Below are 18,030 nucleotides of genomic sequence, written 5' to 3' on the forward strand. Positions count from 1 at the left end.
AGTGAGGAGAGAAGCACCATGCTGGCCTACATACTCAGACGATTGCTGCTGATGGTGCCGACTCTGATCGGCGTCGTCACGCTGACTTTCGTCGTCACGCAGTTCGTGCCGGGCGGCCCGGTCGAGCAGATGGTGACGCAGCTGCGTCACGGCAGCGCCCGCGGCGGCGATGGCGGCGGCAGCGGTGGCGGCGGCTATCACGGCAGCCAGGGCGTCGATCCGCAGCAGATCGAGCAGATCAAGAAGCAGTTCGGCTTCGACAAGCCGCCGCTCACGCGCTACTTGCTGATGCTCAAGAGCTACGTCATGTTCGATCTCGGGCAGTCGTACTTCCAGCACGAAAGCGTGTGGGGTGTGATCAAGTCGAAGCTGCCGGTGTCGATTTCGCTCGGGCTGTGGACCGTGTTCCTCACCTACGCGGTCTCAGTGCCGCTCGGCATCGCGAAAGCGGTGCGCAACGGCTCGCGCTTCGATACCGCGACGAGCGTGCTCGTGCTCGTCGGCTACGCGATTCCCGGCTTCGTGCTCGGCGTGCTGCTCCTGATGCTGTTCGGCGGCGGCACGTTCTGGCAGGTGTTCCCGATGCGCGGGCTCACGTCCGACAACTTCGACGACCTCTCGGCAATCGGCAAGGTGCTCGACTACCTCTGGCACATGGTCCTGCCGGTGACGGCCTCGGTGGTCGGCAACTTCGCGATCGTCACGATCCTCACGAAGAACACCTTCCTCGAAGAGATCGGCCGGCAATACGTGCTGACCGCGCGCGCGAAAGGCGCCCCCGAGCGCGACGTGCTCTGGAAGCACGTGCTGCGCAACGCCGCGATTCCTTTGCTGACGGGGCTGCCCGCCGCGTTCGTCGGCGCATTCCTGAACGGCAACCTGCTGATCGAAACGCTGTTCTCGCTCGACGGGATGGGTCAGCTCTCGTACGACTCGGTGATCCGCCGCGACTACCCCGTGGTGCTCGGCTCGCTGTTCCTGTTCACCCTGATCGGCCTCGTAACCAAACTCATTGCTGACGTCTGCTATGTCCTCGTCGACCCCCGCATCCAATTCGACCGCATGGGCCGCTAACGTGGCCGCCGCCGCGCCGGTGGCGTCGATCTCGCCGTGGCGGCGCACGTGGCTGCGCTTCAAGAGCCAGCGGCTTGGCTATTGGAGCCTGGTGATCTTCGTCACGCTGTTCGTCGTCAGCCTGCTCGGCGAAGCGATCTGCAACGACAAGCCGCTCGTCGTGCGCTACGAAGGCCACTACTACTTTCCGATCGTGAAGGAGTACCCGGAGGCGACTTTCGGCGGCGACTTCCCGGCGAAGGCCAACTACCTCGACCCGTACATCCGCTCGCGGATCACGACGAACGGCAACTTCGCGATCTATCCGCCGAACCACAACTACTACGACACGATCGACTACTTCGCGTCGCGGCCGTTTCCGGCGCCGCCGTCGCCGCAGAACTGGCTCGGCACCGACCAGTTCGGCCGCGACGTGCTCTCGCGCCTCTTGTACGGCTTTCGCGTGTCGGTGCTGATGGCGGTTGCGCTGACGCTCTCGGGCGTCGTGTTCGGCGTGCTGACGGGGGCGCTGCAAGGCTTCTACGGCGGACGCACCGACTTGATCGGCCAACGCCTGATCGAGATCTGGAGCTCGATGCCGGACCTCTATCTGCTGATCATCTTCGCGTCGATCTTCGAACCGACGCTGTGGCTGCTGTTCATCCTGCTCTCGATGTTCGGCTGGCTCGTGCTCTCCGACTACGTGCGCGCCGAGTTCCTGCGCAACCGCTCGCTCGACTACGTGAAGGCCGCGCGCACGATGGGCCTCTCGAACTGGGAGATCATCTGGCGCCACGTGCTGCCCAACAGCCTTACGCCCGTCATCACGTTCCTGCCGTTTCGCATGAGCGCGGCGATCCTGTCGCTGACGAGTCTCGACTTCCTCGGCCTCGGCGTGCCGCCGCCGACGCCGAGTCTCGGTGAGCTTTTGCAGGAGGGCAAGAACAACCTCGACGCGTGGTGGATTTCGATTTCGGCGTTCGCGGCGCTCGTCGTCACGCTGCTTCTCTTGACCTTCATGGGCGACGCCTTGCGCAACGCGCTCGATACGCGCACGCGCGGCTCGGCATTCGGAGGGGGCAAGTGATGAACAAGCCGCTCTTGGATATTCAGAATTTTTCGGTCGCATTCGGCGACAGGCCTTGTGTGCGCGACCTGAACCTTGCGATTGCGCGCGGCGAGCGCGTGGCGCTCGTCGGCGAATCGGGCTCGGGCAAGAGCGTCACGGCGCTGTCGATCCTCGGGCTCGTGCAGCACGCGAAGCTGAGCGGGCGGATGCTGTTCGACGGCGAAGACCTGTTGCGCAAGACGGAGCAGCAGATGCGCGGCATCCGCGGCGCCGACATCGCGATGGTGTTCCAGGAGCCGATGACCGCGCTCAATCCGCTCTACACGGTCGGCAAGCAGATCGCCGAAAGCCTGCGGCTGCACGAGGGCCTGCGCCCGAACGCGGCGCGCGAGCGCGGCATCGAGCTGTTGCGGCGCACCGGCATTCCCGAGCCGGAGCGCCGCATCGACAGCTTTCCGCACCAGCTCTCGGGCGGCCAGCGCCAGCGCGCGATGATCGCGATGGCGCTTGCATGCCGGCCGCGTCTGCTGCTCGCCGACGAGCCGACCACGGCGCTCGACGTGACCGTGCGCCAGCAGATCGTCGACTTGCTGATCGGCCTGCAGGAACAGGAGGCGATGGAGCGCGGGATGGCGGTGCTCCTCATCACGCACGACCTGAACCTCGTGCAGCGTTTCGCGCAGCGCGTCGCCGTGATGGAGAAGGGCGTGCTCGTCGAAACCAATACGACGGAAGCGCTGTTTGCGAATCCGCAGCATCCGTATACGCGGCGTTTGCTCGATAGCGAGCCGCGCCGCTGCGTCGACGGCGTGCCTGCCGATGCGGCCAACGTGCTCGAGATCAAGCACCTTTCAGTCGACTACCGGACGAGCGCCAAGGGCTTGAAGTCGCTGTTCGGCAGCGCGAAGTTCCGCGCGCTGCAGGAGGTCGACCTGACCTTGCGGAGCGGCGAGACGCTCGGCATCGTCGGCGAATCGGGGTCGGGGAAATCGACGCTCGCGTCGACCGTGCTCGGTTTGCAGCACGCAGCCGTTGGCGAGATCGCGATCGACGGCACGCCGTTGTCGGCATTGCGCACCTTTGAAGCGCGCCGCGAGCTCTGTGCGCAAATGCAGGTCGTGTTCCAGGACCCGTTCGGCTCGCTGTCGCCGCGCATGACGGTGGAGCAGATCGTCTGCGAAGGGATGCGCGTGCATCGTCCGGATGTCGAGCCGAAAGCGCGGCGCGAGCGGGCGGCTGCGCTGCTCGAGGAGGTCGGTTTGCCGGCCGATGCGCTCGTACGCTATCCTCATGAGTTCTCGGGCGGCCAGCGCCAGCGCATCGCGATCGCGCGCGCGCTCGCCGTCGAGCCGGAGCTGCTCGTGCTCGACGAACCGACGAGCGCACTGGACGTTTCTGTCCAGCAGCAGGTGCTTAACCTGCTCACGCGCTTGCAGAAGAAGTACGGGCTCAGCTATTTGTTCATCACCCACGATCTTGCCGTGATGCGCGCGATGGCTCATCGCGTGATCGTCATGAAGTCGGGGCGCATCGTCGAAGCGGGCGATACGCTCGAAGTCCTGCGTGCGCCGGCGCATCCGTATACGCGCTCGCTGCTTGCCGCGTCGATGCAGGCGCCGGCGCCCGACGCGCGCGAGGAATTCGCATGATCGAACCCATTTGACTTGTGCCGTCATTCTTCATCGACCGTCCGGTCTTCGCTTGGATCGTTGCGCTCGCCATCGTCATCGCGGGCGCGCTGGCCGTGCCGCAATTGCCGGTCGCGCAATATCCGCGGCTCGCGCCGCCGCGCGTCATCATCAGCGCGACGTATCCGGGCGCGACGGTCGAGGAGGTCGACAACAACGTCGCGAGCCTGATCGAGGAAAGCCTCGACGGCGCCGACGGCCTCCAGTATTACGAGACCACGAGCGACAACCTCGGCGAACTCGAAATCGACATCACGTTCGCGCCCAGCACGAATCCGGACATCGCGATGGTCGACGTGCAGAACCGCATGAAGCAGATCGAGTCGCGCCTGCCGCAGCAGGTCGTGCAGCAGGGCATCAGCGTGTTCAAGGCGGCGAACACGTTCCTGATGCTCGTCGCGCTGACGTCGACCGACGGCAAGCGCAACTCGACCGAGCTTTCCGACTACCTGAACCGCTATTTGCTCGGCGAGCTCAAGCGCGCGCCGGGCGTCGGCGCCGCGGAGCTGTGGGACGCGGACGAGGCGATGCGGGTCTGGCTCGATCCGATGAAGCTGCGCGAGTACAGCCTCGCGCCCGCCGACGTCACCGCGGCGATCAAGTCGCAGAACTCGCCGGTCACGGCGGGCTCGCTCGGCGACGCGCCGTTCGTGCAGGGGCAGGGGCTCAATGCGACCGTCAACGTGCGCGGGCAATTGCATACGCCGGCCGAGTTCGGCGCGATCGTGCTCAAGGCGCGGCCCGACGGCTCCACGGTCAGGCTGCGCGACGTCGCGCGCGTCGAGATCGGCAGCGACAACTACTCGTTCTGGTCGCGCCTGAACGGCAAATCGGCGGCGACCGTCGGCATCCAGCTCGCGCCGCACGGCAATGCGCTGGAAACGTCGAATGCGATTCGCGCGCGGATCGCCGAGCTGCAAAAGACGCTGCCGCCCGGCATCGCCGTTTCGATTCCGTTCGATAACGCGCATTTCGTGCGCATCGCCATTCGCGAAGTGTTCATCACGCTGCTCGAAGCGGTCGTCCTCGTGTTCTGCGTGATCTGGCTGTTCCTGCGCGATTTGCGCTATACGCTCGTGCCCACCGTCGTGATTCCGGTCGCGCTGATGGGCGCGTTTCTCGCGATGTACGCGGCCGGCTTGTCGATCAACGTCTTCACGCTGTTCGGGCTCGTGCTCGCGATCGGCATTCTCGTCGACGATGCGATCGTCGTCGTCGAGAACATCGACCGCATCATGCATGAGGAGGGCTTAGCTCCGCGCGACGCCACGCGCAAGGCCATGAAGCAGATCGGCGGCGCGATCGTCGGCGTGACGGCCGTGCTCACGGCGGTGTTCGTGCCGATGGCGTTCTTTACCGGCAGCGTCGGCGGCATCTACCGGCAGTTCTCGATTGCGATGATCGCGGCGATCCTGGTGTCGGCGTTCATGGCGCTGTCGCTGACGCCCGCGCTGTGCGCAAACTTGCTGAAGGCGCCGGCGCACGGTGCGGAGGGCGGGCGTCTCGGCGCATGGTTCGCCTTGAATGTCGAGCGCACATCGGGACGCTATCGCGATCTCGTCGCGCGCCTGCTGCGGCGCTCAGGTCCCGTGCTCGCGGTGCATCTCGCGCTGATCGGCGCGTGCGCGCTGCTCTATATCCAGCTGCCGAGCGGCTTCCTGCCGACCGAGGACAGCGGCGAGCTGCAGGTGATGGTGCAGATGCCGCCGGGCGCAACGCAGCAGCGCACGTTCGACGCGATCAAGAAGGTCGAGACGATCCTGCACCGGCAGCCGGCCGTGGCGAACGTGACGAGCGTGATCGGCTGGAGCTTCGACGGCAGCGGACAGAACGTCGGCATGGCGTTCGTCGAGCTGAAGGACTGGGCCAGGCGCGACGCCGATGCGATGACGCTGCGCGATACGCTCAACGAAGCGTTCGCGAAGATCGACGACGGCGACGTCGTCGCGCAACTGCCGCCGGCCGTGCCGGGGCTCGGACGCTCGGAGGGCTTCATGTTCCATCTCGAGGACCGCGGCGGCATCGGCATGGACGCATTGGAGAAGGCGCGCGAGCAGCTGTTCGAGATGGCGAAGAACGACCCCGTGCTCGCCGACGTCCACTCGGAAACGCTGCCCGACGCGCCGCGCGTCGTGCTCGACATCGATCGCGCGAAGGCCTATGCGATGGCCGTTTCGTTCGACGATATCGACGACGTGCTCGGCAACACCTTCGGCATGTCCTATATCGGCGACTTCCCGGCGGGCGGCCGCATGCAGCGCGTGATGGTGGCCGCCGACGCGCCGACGCGGATGACCGAGGCCGACCTGCTGAAGCTGTCGGTGCGCAACTCGCTCGGCGCGATGGTGCCGTTCTCGGCGTTCGCGACCGTGCATTGGACGCGCGGCCCGACCATCCTCTCGCGCTACGACGGCTACCCGGTGCTGGACGTGAGCGGCCGCGCAGCGCGCGGCTACAGCTCGGGCGCGGCGATGGCCGAGATGGAGCGGCTCGCGGCGAAGCTGCCGGCCGGCGTCGCCTACGACTGGACCGATCAATCGCTGGCGGAAACCGAGGCCGCGCGGCAGACGCCGCTCCTGATCGGCCTGTCGCTCCTCGCCGTGTTCATGGCGCTCGCCGCGCTCTACGAGAGCTGGACGATTCCGCTTTCCGTGCTGACGGTGGTGCCGCTCGGCATGATCGGCGCGGTGGGCGCGATGCTCGTGCGCGGGCTGCCGAACGACATCTACTTCAAGATCGGCATGGTCACGGTGATCGGGCTGTCGGGCAAGAACGCGATTCTGATCGTGCAGTTCGCGCGCGATCTCCATGCGCGCGGCGAGCCGCTCGCGCGTGCGATCGTGGCCGCGTGCGCGATGCGCTTCCGGCCGATCGTGATGACCTCGGCGGCATTTCTGCTCGGCGTGGTGCCGCTCGTGTTTTCGAGCGGCGGCGGCGCCGAGAGCCGGCACTCGATCGGCACCGGCGTGTTCGGCGGCGTGATCTCGGCGACGGTGCTCGGGCTGGTGTTTACGCCGGTCGCGTTCTACCTGGTGATGCGGGCGACCGGGCGTTTCGCGAAGCCGGGCCGCGCGGCAGGCACGGGTGGCGAGGGAGGCGGCAGCAATCCGCCGGACGTTAGCGATGCGAGCGGTTCGCGCGCGTTGCGCGATCGCGAGACGGAGCCTTCATGAGCGACATGACGGTTCCCGATACGGGCGGCGGGAGCGCGGCTTCCGAGCGCAGCGATGCGCGTCGCGACGCTGCGGCGACGCTCGACGCGATCGGCCGCAAGATCCGCGCGCTGAGAAAGCGTTTGTTGCTGACGCTCGACGAAACCGCCGCGCTCGCGGGCATCTCGAAGCCGTTCCTGTCGCAGATCGAACGAGGGCTGGCGCGGCCGTCGGTGGCGACGCTGCTCGGCATCGCGCGGGCGCTCGGCGTCTCGCTGCAGTATTTCCTCGACGTGCCGCGCGATGCGCGTTTCGTTCTGCGCGGCAAGGAGATGAAGTACTTTGCCTTTGCCGACACGGGCAATCTGTTTGCGCGGCTCACGCGGGTCGTCGACGATGGGCTGATGGAGGCGCTGCTCGTGCGCATTCCGGCTGGGCGCGAATTTGCCGAGGTCGTGACGCTCGCCGGGGAGCAGTTCTGGTACGTGCTCTCGGGGAATCCGACGTTGACGCTCAACGGCAAGAAGTTTGTGTTTCGTCCGGGGGACGCAACGCATCACGACTCGACCGATCCGCATGGCTGGGAAAACACCGGTGACGTCGAGGCGGTGTTGATGTGGGTGGGGACGCCGAGTTTGTTGTAGGAGATGGACCCGTTCCTCGGCTGGACCATGACCGAAGCAGCCACCAATGCGATCGTCCCGGCCTGACAATTTTTAAAAATCTCCAAATTCGTTGTTGCTACACTTGACTTCGATCATGCGCGTCACTGATCCGATCCTTCGCTTGCTCTGTTCGGACGTGCATATCTTTTCCTCCGAGGCGGAGGTACTCGCTCTCCTCGGCCCAATTTTCAGACGTTAGGTGATGCCATGGGAATCTTGAATGTGGTCGGTGAAATCGCGGGGGCCGTAGCCGCAGTTGAAGGAGCGGAAAAGCTTGATCCGGATGCATCGCTCGTGACAAAAGGCATTGCTGCTGTGGCCGGTTTCGAAGGAGCCGGCGCACTGGAGAAGCTCGTCGAGAAGAAAGAGGACGAAGCAAGCAGCGGCGACGCTGCGGATACCGATCAGTCTCAGGCCTGAGCGCCAATAAATATCAGCGCGATTGCTTCTGCGAAAAAACATTGCGCAGGTCCGGGAGTGAAGCCCGGACCTGCGCTTTTTCTTTTATGCGTTTATTGGCAAGCCTTCCCGTGGTCGGCATGGAAGCCTTTCGCTTTCGCGTCCGCTTCCGTCATGTAGGCGCCGTTCTTCGTTTTGCCGTAGTACTTGTCGGACGGGCAGTGGTAGACCTTCGTGCTCGTATTGACCCAAACCTGTCCGGGGGCGGCGCCTCCGGCTGCCTGCTTGACACTGCTGGCGCTCGCCGCCGCGGCCGCTGGCGCCGTCACGGAGGCGCTCGAAGCTCCCGCCGCTGCATTCGATGCGCCGTACCAGGTCTTGATGCCCTTGTGGCCGGCACACGCGCCCTGTTTCGACGCGCCCGCATAGAACGTGCCGTCCTTGCAGAGAGCGGTCGAGCCCGACGGCGCGCTAGCCGGGACCTGCGCAAAGGCAGCGGTCGTGGCAAACAGAGCTGCAGCCGCCAAATAGACAAACGATGTTTTCATTGCAGATCCTTTAGGGGTTTCAACAGGGTAACGACTTCGAACCGATGCAAACGCGCCGCGCTTGGCTTCGCACCCTGCAAGGCCAGCCCATATCGATACTCCGAAAACGCGCAGCATTAAGGATCTAACGCAATGCTCAACTGTTTGGCCGACGCAATTGGGCCTGTCAAATTGTGAACTTTTGCAAAGTCGAGCCGACGACTCGACGAGGATGCGCAAAAAGGCAAACGAATCGACCGGCTCATCCCAGCGTCGGCGTCGACCTGCGCTCGCTTTCCATCCGGAAGACGCGAAACACTACGTTCGCCGAGCGTCCCAGCGGCATGCCCGCGAGCAGGCCCCACGCACCGAACGACAACAGCTCGAACACGCCGCTCGTGGCCCACGGCTGATGCGATTCGATCGCATAGAGGATGACGAAATGAGAGCGGTAATTTAGGCGCTTGGATGCCTTGTTCGAAGACACCGGGCATCAAACCGCCTCTGCCACTAGACGACGTAAGCCATCACGCAACTTGCCAAAGCTAGGGGACTGATTGCGATCAGGATCGAGCAGCGGCCCGATTTTCTCGGCCCACTCATGTTTGATTTGCCCGGGCAACGGCCAGCCAGCCTTCTTTATAGCGGTGAATCCACCGGGGTAGACCGCATCCGCCAACAGCTCCCAGGTGTCGCAGGCGCTGTCCTGAACGTACCGATTCAAGACATCGGCCTTGGCGCGTGGATAGGCTGTCTCTAGCGCTTGTCGATCCCCTAGATACCAAGCTTCCACCTCCTCAATTGCCAAGCGGAACATCGTGTGAGGCGCTGGATTGCAGTTCGCCGCTAACGCCTTGAGTTCATTCAGGAACTCCGCGCAATTGCGCTTATCGGTATCGAGCATAACTACCACTGCGTCAATGCCCGGTGTTTTACCGTAGCCTTGTAACAGTCGTGGCAATTGGTCCAGCAGAATTCGCTTCGCGGGGTCGGTGCCCGCATTGAGGTGTTTGGGAATCCGACCGATGCCCTTGTAAGCATGAACTCGCCAGGTATGTGGGTTGCCATGCTCACCAAGAATTCTGGGCAGCAACTCTATCAGCAGCTTCTCTCCGGAGCTGTCTTCCACCAATATCTCGATGTGCATTCTCACCTCGCATCGAGATAGTCGCTGTACCAAAGCCCGCCGAGCGGTAGCCCCTCATCCACAAGGTTCTTGACGACGTCCAGTTCGGAAACCCGTCGAATGGTTGAGAATCCGTCTTCCCCTTTTTCCAGAATCCATACCTCTTCCGGTGACAATGCGTCCACGAAGTATGGCTGGTGCGTCGTCACAAAAATCTGAGGGGCATTCCTTTTGCCCGTGGCATGGGTACGGAACTCTTGCGCCAACGACTCCAGCAGCTTGTGGTAAAGGCCGTTCTCGGGCTCTTCGATACAAATAAAGGGTGGTGGATCTGGATCCTCCAGAAGCAACAAGTAGGCGAACACCTTCAGTGTGCCATCCGACATCTGCTGGGCAAAAAATGGATCAGCGAATGCACCATCATTGAAGCGCAACAATACACGTTTGTCGGCCGTTACCTCTGTGTCGATCTTGGCTATCCCAGGAATCTTGCTGGCAATCCGAGTCAGGATGCTCTGGAAACGGTCCTTGTGCTCGCGCTCCATGAATTGCACAACGTTGCCGATGTTGTCACCGTGCACGTTCAAGTGCCGTTGTGGTCCAGCAGTGGGCAGACTGCGCGCAGCGTCTGGATAAAAATACGAGAGATACCAGCCCTTCAAAAAATCACGGAACCGCTTGATCCGTGGATGTTCCTTGAGCGTGCCTAGCGTGGCGATGCCCAACTGGCGTGGATCAGTTAACTCAACGGACGCTTGCGTGCGATCCTCCTCACCTTCAATTTCGACCGCTTCTTCTCCAGCCCAGACCAAGCCTTTGCCGCGATCGAGTCGCAGAAACGGATAAGGTCGACCATGCTTCTGTCCCTTGCGTCGCTGCTTGAGCACTTCGGACTCGACATAGGGCCGGCCAGACCCATCTAGGTTAATTGACAACTCGTAGGTAATCGGCCGTTCATTGGGGGCTTCACGATAGTAAATCTCGAAGCGGATAGGCTCATGGATGCCTGTTGAACGCAGGCGCTCAAAACCGCCTCGCTGTTTCATGTCGCATGCGGTCTCGACATCTGTTCCGAGGCAATCCGCAACGAAACCAAAAGCATCGAATAGGGAGCTTTTACCTACTCCGTTTTTACCAATCACCACGGTGAACGGCGTCAATGGGTCGCCTGCAGTCTGGCCGGAAAGCTTGCCTAGCGACACGTCTCGCAAGGCACGAAAATTTTGGACCCGAAAGCCCTCAATAATTGCCACTTATTGCGCCTCCATTCTGGTCAAGGCAGTGTCATACAGGATCAGCGGCTCCTCATGCTCTTCCAAGTTGCCGGTATCCGTTCCTTACATGGGAAATCCTGCAGCGGTCCACCAGCCGAAAGATCATGTTTGCTGTATGGCAACTCGCTACGCGGCATTGAAAAATCGACTGAAATGTTAACAGCTCCGGCGACCTTTCACGTCTCCACCGTGCAAATTTTGCACGTGTCCAGAAATTGACCGTTGACGGATACGGTTAAGACGGCTTTTTTCGGTGCGTCCTTGCTGTCATTTTTCTCCCTGACCATGACCGAGCGGCTCGTCCGTTCCCTCAAGCGCCTGCGGACTGAGCAAACCCAAGCCTCAGCGCGCATCCCGTCGATGTTTCGTCTCCAACTATGCTTTGCCCTTTTTCCTGGAGAACAAGACGACCGGCTCACCCCAGCGTCGGCGTCGACCTGCGCTCGCTTTCCATCCGGAAGACGCGAAACACCACGTTCGCCGAGCGTCCCAGTGGCATCCCCGCGAGCAGGCCCCACGCACCGAACGATAACAGCTCGAACACGCCGCTCGTGGCCCACGGCTGATGCGATTCGATCGCATAGTGGATGACGAAATGTGAGCTCGAGGTCACGAGCAGAATCCCGAGCAGGCTTGGGTCGCCGGGCACGCGCACGCGCCGCGTCGCGGTGTCGAATTGCACCTCCCAGTGCGCTGCGTGCATCCAGCCCAGCAGCGTACCGGTCGCGCCGGCCAACACGGCAGCCGCGGTGTATTCCGGGGCGCTGTAGGGAAACAGCGTGTGCAGACTGTTTGCGCCGAACAGGACCAGCAGCAGCGGAAAGACGATCATGCGCTCGGCGCGGACCGTGCGCGGGTAGCAGCGCTGGACGCCGACATAGATCACGGCGGCCAGGATGGCGAGCGTGTACGAGGGGATGTGCCGCATGGAAGCACCTCTTGCCGGTAAGTTAGTGCCCGCTCCGGATGGCGCGGGACCTTGCTTGAGCGTGACTGTAGCGGCGCGTGGGGAGGGCGGCGGGTGTTTGCGACGAGGTGCGTCGCGCCTGGATGAATGGTCCGTTTCGCCGACGAAGCGCGAGGGCGATTGAGCCGAGCGTCCCCGGTTTGTCACTGCCCGCCAGACTCGCCGAAGGGGGGCATCCCTCAAAAGAGGCTTCCTGACGGGCGGGGCGGGAAACCTGGGGACTCCAGCCATCCCCCCTCCGCGCGGCTGATCGGCCCGGCGTGCACTTCGTCGCGCGGCTTCCCGAAAGCGCCGCGCCGCATTTACAGTGCAGACATCGTCCGATCGGCCGGGGTGTGCCTGGCCCTTTTCAAACCATGCAAAGCAAGTTCGCGTCGACGCCGTTCAGCAAAACCGGGGGCCGGAGCAGGTATATGCATCTCGTTTGGCTCGTGGTGTTCAATAGCCTGATCGCCACCGGCTTCTGGACGCGTGCTCCTCACGATCCGATCCTGCCGTATTTCGTCCTCGGCAATGGGATCGGATTCAGCGCATATCTGATCGGTGGGCTGGCGAACCGGATCGCCGGGAGACGAATTCCGATCGTGCTGCGGGTGCTGATCGTCGGGCCGCTTGCCGTCGTGATCGGCGTCGAGCTGGCGGCGAGGACCGTCGGCCATGTACCAAGCCTGCTCCAGCACGCGAGCCTCGCAACCTGGCTCTACTACGCGCCGACCTTTCTGGTGGCGGGCGTCGCCATCGTGATGTTTTCTCTTTTCGTCCAGTCCGCGCAGATGCGCGCGGCGCTGGAAACCGAGCGCCGCGAGGCCGCCGAACTGCGCCAATCGGAAACGGCCGCGCGGCTCGCGCTCTTGCAGGCGCAAATCGAGCCGCATTTCCTGTTCAACACGCTCGCGAACGTGCAAAGCCTGATCGAGCGCGACCCGGCGCGCGCGTCGGCGATGCTCGACAGCCTGAACCGCTATCTGCGCGCAAGCCTCGGGCGTACGCGCAAGCCGGTGTCGCTGCTGGGGGAGGAGCTGGAGCTCGTCGATGCGCTGCTGCATATCGCGTCGATGCGGCTCGGCGACCGGCTGCGCTATAGAATTGCCGTGCCCGGCGCGCTGCGCCAGCTTGCCTTGCCGCCGTTGCTGCTGCAGCCGCTCGTCGAAAATGCGCTGCTGCACGGCATCGAGCCGGCGATCGACGGTGGCGAGATCCTGGTGAGGGCCAGGCGCGATGGTGAAATGCTCGAGCTGAGCGTGATCGATACCGGCATGGGGCTGGGCCATGGCAAGGGCCTGCATGGCGGGGTGGGGCTCTCGAACGTGCGTGCGCGGCTCAATAGTTTGTACGGCGAGGCGGGCAGTTTGACGGTCGTGGGTAATACCGGCGCTCATGGCGGCGCGTTGCTCGATGCGGCGCCCGATGCAGGTGGGGCGTCGTCGGACGCAGACGCAACGGCCGCCGGTCGCGGCGCCGCATCTGCCGGCACGGGCGGCATGATGGCAACGAACGCCGCGCGGGGCGTCACCGCGACTTTGCGCATTCCGATCCGCTGACTTCGATCCGCCGACATGCCTACCGCCCTGATCGCCGACGACGAACCAAACCTTGCCGCCGAGCTTGCCTCGCGGCTCGCGAAGTTCTGGCCCGAGCTGGAAATCGTCGCGATGCCGCGCAACGGCGTCGAAGCGCTCGCGGAATTGAATGCGAAGCAGCCCGATTTCGCTTTTCTCGACATTCGCATGCCCGGTGTCGACGGCCTCGAAATCGCGCGGCTGGCGCCTTCGGTGCGCGTGGTGTTCGTGACGGCGTACGACGAATACGCGGTGCAAGCCTTCGAAACCTCGGCGGTCGATTACCTGCTCAAGCCGCTGAACGACGAGCGGCTGTTGCGCTGTATCGCCAGGCTGCAACGTGGGGGGGCGGTTGCGCAGCCCATATCGACTGCGGATGCCGCGGCGGGGAAGGACACCGCACCGATCCAATGGCTGACGGTCGGCCTGAAAGACACGACGCATCTGGTTTCGATCGACGACGTGCTGTACTTCCAGGCGACGGACAAATACACCGAAGTGGTCACGGCGGAGCGCCGGCACATCATCCGCACGCCGTTGAAAGAGCTGATGCAGCGGCTGGATGCCGCGAAGTTTGCGCAGGTGCATCGCAGCGTCATCGTGTCGTACGCGGCGATCGATCGTGTCGAGCGCGATCTGCTGGGGCGGCTGCGTATCCATCTACGCAATCACACGGACGTGCTGCCGGTGAGCCGCGCGTATGTCGGCTTGTTCAAGCAGATGTAGCGGACGGAGAAGCGCGGTCAAGCCGTGCTGCGCGGCGGTGGGCGTATGCACACTTTATGCGCACAAAGACGGTGCGGTCCGGCCGGCGGCGCGCGCCGGGGTCGCCCGCCCGCGCTTCACATCGACCGCAGCGCAAACCGTTTCAGCTTTCCCGTCTCCGTACGCGGCAGCGCGTCGAGAAAGTGAATCACGCGCGGATACTTGTACGGCGCGACCGTCTGCTTCACGAACGCTTGCAGCTCGGCCACGAGCGCATCGTCGGCCGTATAGCCCGGCTTGACCACGACAAACGCCTTCACGATCTGCCCGCGCTCCTCATCCGGCGCGCCGATCACGCCGCATTCCGCCACTGCTTCGTGCTTCATCAGCACGCTTTCGACTTCCGGCCCGGAGATGTTGTAGCCCGCCGAGACGATCATGTCGTCGGCGCGCGCCTGATAGAAGACGTAGCCGTCTTCGTCGAGATAGACCGCATCGCCGGGCAGGTTCCAGCCGTCGCGCACGAACTTCAGCTGGCGCTCGTCGGCGAGATAGCGGCAGCCGGTCGGGCCGCGCACCGCGAGCTTGCCGACCGTGCCCGGCGGCACCGGCTGCATCGCGTCGTCGACAGCCTGGATCGTGTAGCCGGGCACAGCGCGGCCGATCGCGCCGCGGCGCACGTCCGCGCCTGCCGACGAGATGAAGATGTGGATCATCTCGGTGCCGCCAATGCCGTCGATCATGTCGATGCCCGTCGCGTCGCGCCATAGCTGGCGTGTCGAGTCGGGTAGCGCCTCGCCGGCCGACACCGTCTTCGCGAGACTCGAGATATCGAAGCGCCCGGCGAGCGGCGCCATCTGCCGGTAGAACGTCGGCGCAGTGAACATGATCGTCGCGCGAAAGCGCTCGACGAGCTGCAGCAGCGTTTCCGGCGTGAGCTTTTCGATCAGCACGGTCGCCGCGCCCACGCGCAGCGGAAAGCAGAGCAGGCCGCCCAGCCCGAACGTGAAGGCGAGCGGCGGCGTGCCGCAGAACACGTCGTCGGGGCCAGGCTTCAGCACGTGGCGCGGGAACAGGTCGCACATCGCGAGCACGTCGCGATGAAAGTGCATGCAGCCCTTCGGCGCGCCCGTCGTGCCGCTCGTGAAGGCGATCAGGCAGACATCGTCGGCGGCGGTATCGCAGGCCTGGAAAACGTCGGATTTGGCGGCGGCGAGCGTATCGAGCGAATCGGGCGTGTCGCAGTGGAATTGGCGGATTTGCGCGAGATCGGCGCAGAAGAATTCGTTGCCGGATTCCTGGCATTTCGCCAATTCGTCGATCAGGCGCGCGTCGCAGAGGGCGGCGCTGATCCGGGCCTTGTCGACGATCTGCTTGAGCTCCTTCGCACGCAATAGCGGCATCGTCGGCACTACGACGAGACCCGCCTTCAGGCTTGCGAGAAACGCCACTGCCATCTGCAGGGTGTTCGGGCCGCGCAGCAGCACGCGGTTGCCGGGCTGCAGGCCCATCTCGTCGACGAGCACGTGAGCGGTGCGGTTGACGAGCGCGAGCAGCTCACCGTAGGTCGTGGCATGCGGTTCGCCGTCGACATCCGACCAGATGGCGACGCGCTCGCCGTGGCCTGCTTCGATCGCGCGGTCGAGCAGCTCGGTTGCGCAATTTATGCGGGATGGGTAAGCGACGTCGGGGTTGTCGAGCAGCAGCACCGGCCATTGGTCCTGCGACGGCAGGTGGTCGCGGGCAAACGTATCGGCATGGGCAGACGGTTCCATGGCTCTAGCCTCCGCATTAGTCCGGGATCACCGCGGTCGCTTCGATTTCGACTTTCGCGCGGTCCTCGATCAGCGCCACGACCTGTACCGCGCTCATCGCGATGTCGTAGTCGCCGATCAGCTCGCGAAACGCGCGGCCGATGTCCTTGAGCGCCGCGAGGTATTCGCGCTTGTCGGTCACGTACCAGGTCATGCGGACGATGTGCTCGGGGCGGCCACCTGCGGCGGCGAGCACGGCGACGATGTTCTTCAACGCCTGCTGCGCCTGCGCGGCGAACTCGTCCGACTGGAACTGCTCGGTTTCGTCCCAGCCGATCTGTCCCGCGATGAACACCTGCGTGCCGCGCGCGGCGACGCCGTTGGCATAGCCGCGCGGCTTGATCCAGCCTTGCGGCAAGAGCGCTTTTTTCATGAGGATTTTTCCTCCGAGAGAATCGAGGGGGCCACGAAATGCGTGAGCGCTTCGCGGATATCGACGGGGATGTCGATCGACGCGCCGGTTTCGAGCGACGTCGTCACGAGCACTTGCGTTGCATGAAAGCGGATTTCGTCGCCGTGGCTGCCGACGATGTCGAGACCGATCGAGCGTCGTCCGAGCGTCGTCACGGTCAGTGCGAGCGTGATCGTCTCGCCCATCCGGCTCGGCCGCGAGAACTCGCATTCGAGCTTGACGATCGGCAGGCCGACGCGGCGTACGCCGATCATGTGCGCGTAGTCGATGCCGAGCCTTTCGGTGAACCAGTCTTCGACCAGGCAGTTGGTCAGCACGAGGTATTGCGGAAAGAACACGATGCCCGCCGGATCGCAATGCGCGAAGCGGATGCGGACCGGCCACTCGAAGGTGGCTTCGCGCGCGGCGCCGTTCATTGCGCGGTCTCCTGAGCGGAGGCCCGATAGGCCTTGAGCAGATCGCGGCCGACGATCAACTGCTGCACCTCGGTCGCGCCTTCGTAGATACGCAGCGCGCGGATCTCGCGATAGAGCTGCTCGACCGCCACGCCGCTTTGCACGCCTTTGCCGCCCCAGATCTGCACAGCTGCGTCGATCACCTGCTGCGCGCCTTCGCTCGCGTGCCACTTCGCCATCGCGGCCTCGCGCGTCACGTTCTTGCCCTGGTCGCGCAGCCAGGCGGCGCGGTAGACGAGCAGCGCGGCGCTGTCGATCGTGAGCGCCATTTGCGCGAGCCTGGCCTGGGTCAGTTGAAAATCGCCGAGCGTCTGGCCGAACATGCGGCGCGTCGAAGCGCGCGCGAGCGCTTCGTGCATCGCGCGCCGCGCGAAGCCGAGCGACGCTGCCGCCACCGACGTGCGGAAGATGTCGAGCGTGCGCATCGCGATCTTGAAGCCTTCGGCGGGCGCGCCGAGCATCTGGCTCTTCGGCGCGCGCGCGCCCGCGAACTTCAGGCGCGCGAGCGGATGTGGCGCGATCACGTCGATGCGCTCGGTGATCGTGAGGCCGGGCGTGTCGGCATCGACGACGAATGCCGTGATGCCGCGCGCGCCGGGCGCTTCGCCGGTGCGCGCGAAGACGACGTAGAAATCGGCGATGCCGCCGTTCGAGATCCAGGTCTTTTCGCCGTCGAGGATGTAGTGGTCGCCATCTTCGCGTGCGGCGAGCGCCATCGCGGCGACGTCGGAGCCCGCTTCGGGTTCGGAGAGCGCGAAGGCGGCAAGCGCGGTGCCGTTCGCGACGCGCGGCAGATAGCGGCGCTTTTGCTCGTCGGTGCCCGCGAGCGAGATCGCGCCGGAGCCGAGCCCTTGCATCGCGAGCGCGAAGTCGGCGAGGCCCGAGTGCTTCGCGAGCGTTTCGCGCAAGAGGCAGACGGCGCGCGTATCGATCGTGTCGCCATGCCCGCCGTAGGCCGTGCCGCCGACGCCGTAGCGCAGCCATCCGGCCGCGCCGAGCTCGCGTACGAGGCGGCGGCAGGTGTCGTCGACGGAAGCTGCATCGTGCGATACGTGCGCGAGATGCTGCGCGGCCCAGGCGTCGAGATCCGCGGCCAGCGCGCGGTGGTGGTCCTCGAAGAACGGCCAGTCGAGCGCGTTCGAAGCATGGTCGTAGACGCCCACGG

Annotated in this window: 17 protein-coding genes; 8 read left to right on the top strand and 9 right to left on the bottom strand. The window is 64.3% G+C overall.

The features are described from left to right. The first annotated feature begins 18 nt into the window (after positions 1-18). The 6 genes from FAZ69_RS14830 to FAZ69_RS14855 all read left to right on the top strand — a co-directional run bounded on the left by FAZ69_RS14830 (position 19) and on the right by FAZ69_RS14855 (position 8,047). On the top strand, positions 19-1,074 hold the full coding sequence (locus FAZ69_RS14830; protein WP_136895746.1) for a microcin C ABC transporter permease YejB: 1,056 nt from the start codon (positions 19-21) through the stop codon (positions 1,072-1,074). Continuing rightward, on the top strand, positions 1,028-2,140 hold the full coding sequence (locus FAZ69_RS14835) for an ABC transporter permease (RefSeq protein WP_136895748.1): 1,113 nt from the start codon (positions 1,028-1,030) through the stop codon (positions 2,138-2,140). The genes FAZ69_RS14830 and FAZ69_RS14835 overlap by 47 nt, the downstream gene beginning before the upstream one ends. After that, on the top strand, positions 2,140-3,771 hold the full coding sequence (locus FAZ69_RS14840; protein WP_136895750.1) for an ABC transporter ATP-binding protein: 1,632 nt from the start codon (positions 2,140-2,142) through the stop codon (positions 3,769-3,771). Before FAZ69_RS14835 ends, FAZ69_RS14840 begins: the two co-directional genes overlap by 1 nt. Positions 3,772-3,788: 17 nt before the next feature. After that, on the top strand, positions 3,789-6,983 hold the full coding sequence (locus tag FAZ69_RS14845) for a multidrug efflux RND transporter permease subunit (RefSeq protein ID WP_136895753.1): 3,195 nt from the start codon (positions 3,789-3,791) through the stop codon (positions 6,981-6,983). 5 nt (positions 6,984-6,988) lie between these two features. After that, the gene (locus tag FAZ69_RS14850) at positions 6,989-7,606 is read left to right on the top strand and encodes a helix-turn-helix domain-containing protein (RefSeq protein WP_136895876.1); all 618 of its coding nucleotides are present in this window, start codon (positions 6,989-6,991) and stop codon (positions 7,604-7,606) included. Between the two features lie 228 nt (positions 7,607-7,834). Continuing rightward, the gene (locus tag FAZ69_RS14855; RefSeq protein WP_136895755.1) at positions 7,835-8,047 is read left to right on the top strand and encodes a hypothetical protein; all 213 of its coding nucleotides are present in this window, start codon (positions 7,835-7,837) and stop codon (positions 8,045-8,047) included. 92 nt (positions 8,048-8,139) lie between these two features. Here FAZ69_RS14855 and FAZ69_RS14860 read toward each other — a convergent pair whose 3' ends face one another. The 5 genes from FAZ69_RS14860 to FAZ69_RS14880 form a co-directional block, all read right to left on the bottom strand. After that, entirely contained in the window at positions 8,140-8,574 is a 435-nt protein-coding gene (locus tag FAZ69_RS14860; RefSeq protein ID WP_136895757.1) for a DUF3761 domain-containing protein, read from the bottom strand. Positions 8,575-8,815: 241 nt separating this feature from the next. After that, positions 8,816-9,040: a hypothetical protein gene (locus FAZ69_RS14865; RefSeq protein WP_136895759.1), complete on the bottom strand. Its 225-nt coding sequence runs from the start codon at positions 9,038-9,040 to the stop codon at positions 8,816-8,818. Between the two features lie 6 nt (positions 9,041-9,046). Then, positions 9,047-9,700, bottom strand: a complete 654-nt coding sequence (locus FAZ69_RS14870; protein ID WP_136895762.1) for a DUF4276 family protein — start codon at positions 9,698-9,700, stop codon at positions 9,047-9,049. 2 nt (positions 9,701-9,702) lie between these two features. After that, a complete protein-coding gene (locus FAZ69_RS14875) occupies positions 9,703-10,932 on the bottom strand; it encodes an AAA family ATPase (protein ID WP_136895764.1) in 1,230 nt (409 codons plus the stop codon). Positions 10,933-11,368: 436 nt separating this feature from the next. Further along, positions 11,369-11,881 carry a hypothetical protein gene (locus FAZ69_RS14880; protein ID WP_136895766.1) on the bottom strand — a complete coding sequence of 171 codons (513 nt, stop codon included), beginning with the start codon at positions 11,879-11,881 and terminating at the stop codon, positions 11,369-11,371. Between the two features lie 452 nt (positions 11,882-12,333). Between FAZ69_RS14880 and FAZ69_RS14885 the strand changes: the two genes are divergently transcribed. Together FAZ69_RS14885 and FAZ69_RS14890 are read left to right on the top strand one after the other, a co-directional pair. After that, entirely contained in the window at positions 12,334-13,461 is a 1,128-nt protein-coding gene (locus tag FAZ69_RS14885) for a sensor histidine kinase (RefSeq protein ID WP_169708653.1), read from the top strand. A 15-nt stretch (positions 13,462-13,476) separates the two neighbouring features. Beyond that, positions 13,477-14,205 (top strand): LytR/AlgR family response regulator transcription factor, encoded by a 729-nt coding sequence (locus tag FAZ69_RS14890; protein WP_136895770.1) that lies wholly within the window; start codon positions 13,477-13,479, stop codon positions 14,203-14,205. Between the two features lie 116 nt (positions 14,206-14,321). On the opposite strand, the gene FAZ69_RS14895 is transcribed toward FAZ69_RS14890, so the two are convergent. From FAZ69_RS14895 to FAZ69_RS14910, 4 genes are read right to left on the bottom strand one after another with little or no spacing between them, the layout of a single operon-like run. Next, entirely contained in the window at positions 14,322-15,959 is a 1,638-nt protein-coding gene (locus FAZ69_RS14895; protein ID WP_136895772.1) for an AMP-binding protein, read from the bottom strand. A 16-nt stretch (positions 15,960-15,975) separates the two neighbouring features. Next, positions 15,976-16,371: a RidA family protein gene (locus FAZ69_RS14900; RefSeq protein WP_136895774.1), complete on the bottom strand. Its 396-nt coding sequence runs from the start codon at positions 16,369-16,371 to the stop codon at positions 15,976-15,978. Beyond that, the gene (locus FAZ69_RS14905) at positions 16,368-16,826 is read right to left on the bottom strand and encodes an acyl-CoA thioesterase (protein WP_136895776.1); all 459 of its coding nucleotides are present in this window, start codon (positions 16,824-16,826) and stop codon (positions 16,368-16,370) included. Before FAZ69_RS14905 ends, FAZ69_RS14900 begins: the two co-directional genes overlap by 4 nt. Further along, positions 16,823-18,028, bottom strand: a complete 1,206-nt coding sequence (locus FAZ69_RS14910; RefSeq protein ID WP_240702234.1) for an acyl-CoA dehydrogenase family protein — start codon at positions 18,026-18,028, stop codon at positions 16,823-16,825. Before FAZ69_RS14910 ends, FAZ69_RS14905 begins: the two co-directional genes overlap by 4 nt. Positions 18,029-18,030 lie beyond the last annotated feature (2 nt).

The organism is Trinickia terrae (assembly GCF_005144415.1).
Lineage (GTDB): Bacteria > Pseudomonadota > Gammaproteobacteria > Burkholderiales > Burkholderiaceae > Trinickia_A > Trinickia_A terrae.

Bases quoted from the DNA above. Each gene is read 5' to 3' on its own strand.
- FAZ69_RS14850 (WP_136895876.1), top strand. From the start codon at position 6,989: ATGACGGTTCCCGATACGGGCGGCGGGAGCGCGGCTTCCGAGCGCAGC.
- FAZ69_RS14885 (WP_169708653.1), top strand. From the start codon at position 12,334: ATGCATCTCGTTTGGCTCGTGGTGTTCAATAGCCTGATCGCCACCGGC.
- FAZ69_RS14835 (WP_136895748.1), top strand. From the start codon at position 1,028: ATGTCCTCGTCGACCCCCGCATCCAATTCGACCGCATGGGCCGCTAAC.
- FAZ69_RS14900 (WP_136895774.1), bottom strand. From the start codon at position 16,371: ATGAAAAAAGCGCTCTTGCCGCAAGGCTGGATCAAGCCGCGCGGCTAT.
- FAZ69_RS14895 (WP_136895772.1), bottom strand. From the start codon at position 15,959: ATGGAACCGTCTGCCCATGCCGATACGTTTGCCCGCGACCACCTGCCG.
- FAZ69_RS14855 (WP_136895755.1), top strand. From the start codon at position 7,835: ATGGGAATCTTGAATGTGGTCGGTGAAATCGCGGGGGCCGTAGCCGCA.
- FAZ69_RS14870 (WP_136895762.1), bottom strand. From the start codon at position 9,700: ATGCACATCGAGATATTGGTGGAAGACAGCTCCGGAGAGAAGCTGCTG.
- FAZ69_RS14830 (WP_136895746.1), top strand. From the start codon at position 19: ATGCTGGCCTACATACTCAGACGATTGCTGCTGATGGTGCCGACTCTG.
- FAZ69_RS14890 (WP_136895770.1), top strand. From the start codon at position 13,477: ATGCCTACCGCCCTGATCGCCGACGACGAACCAAACCTTGCCGCCGAG.
- FAZ69_RS14840 (WP_136895750.1), top strand. From the start codon at position 2,140: ATGAACAAGCCGCTCTTGGATATTCAGAATTTTTCGGTCGCATTCGGC.
- FAZ69_RS14880 (WP_136895766.1), bottom strand. From the start codon at position 11,881: ATGCGGCACATCCCCTCGTACACGCTCGCCATCCTGGCCGCCGTGATC.
- FAZ69_RS14905 (WP_136895776.1), bottom strand. From the start codon at position 16,826: ATGAACGGCGCCGCGCGCGAAGCCACCTTCGAGTGGCCGGTCCGCATC.
- FAZ69_RS14860 (WP_136895757.1), bottom strand. From the start codon at position 8,574: ATGAAAACATCGTTTGTCTATTTGGCGGCTGCAGCTCTGTTTGCCACG.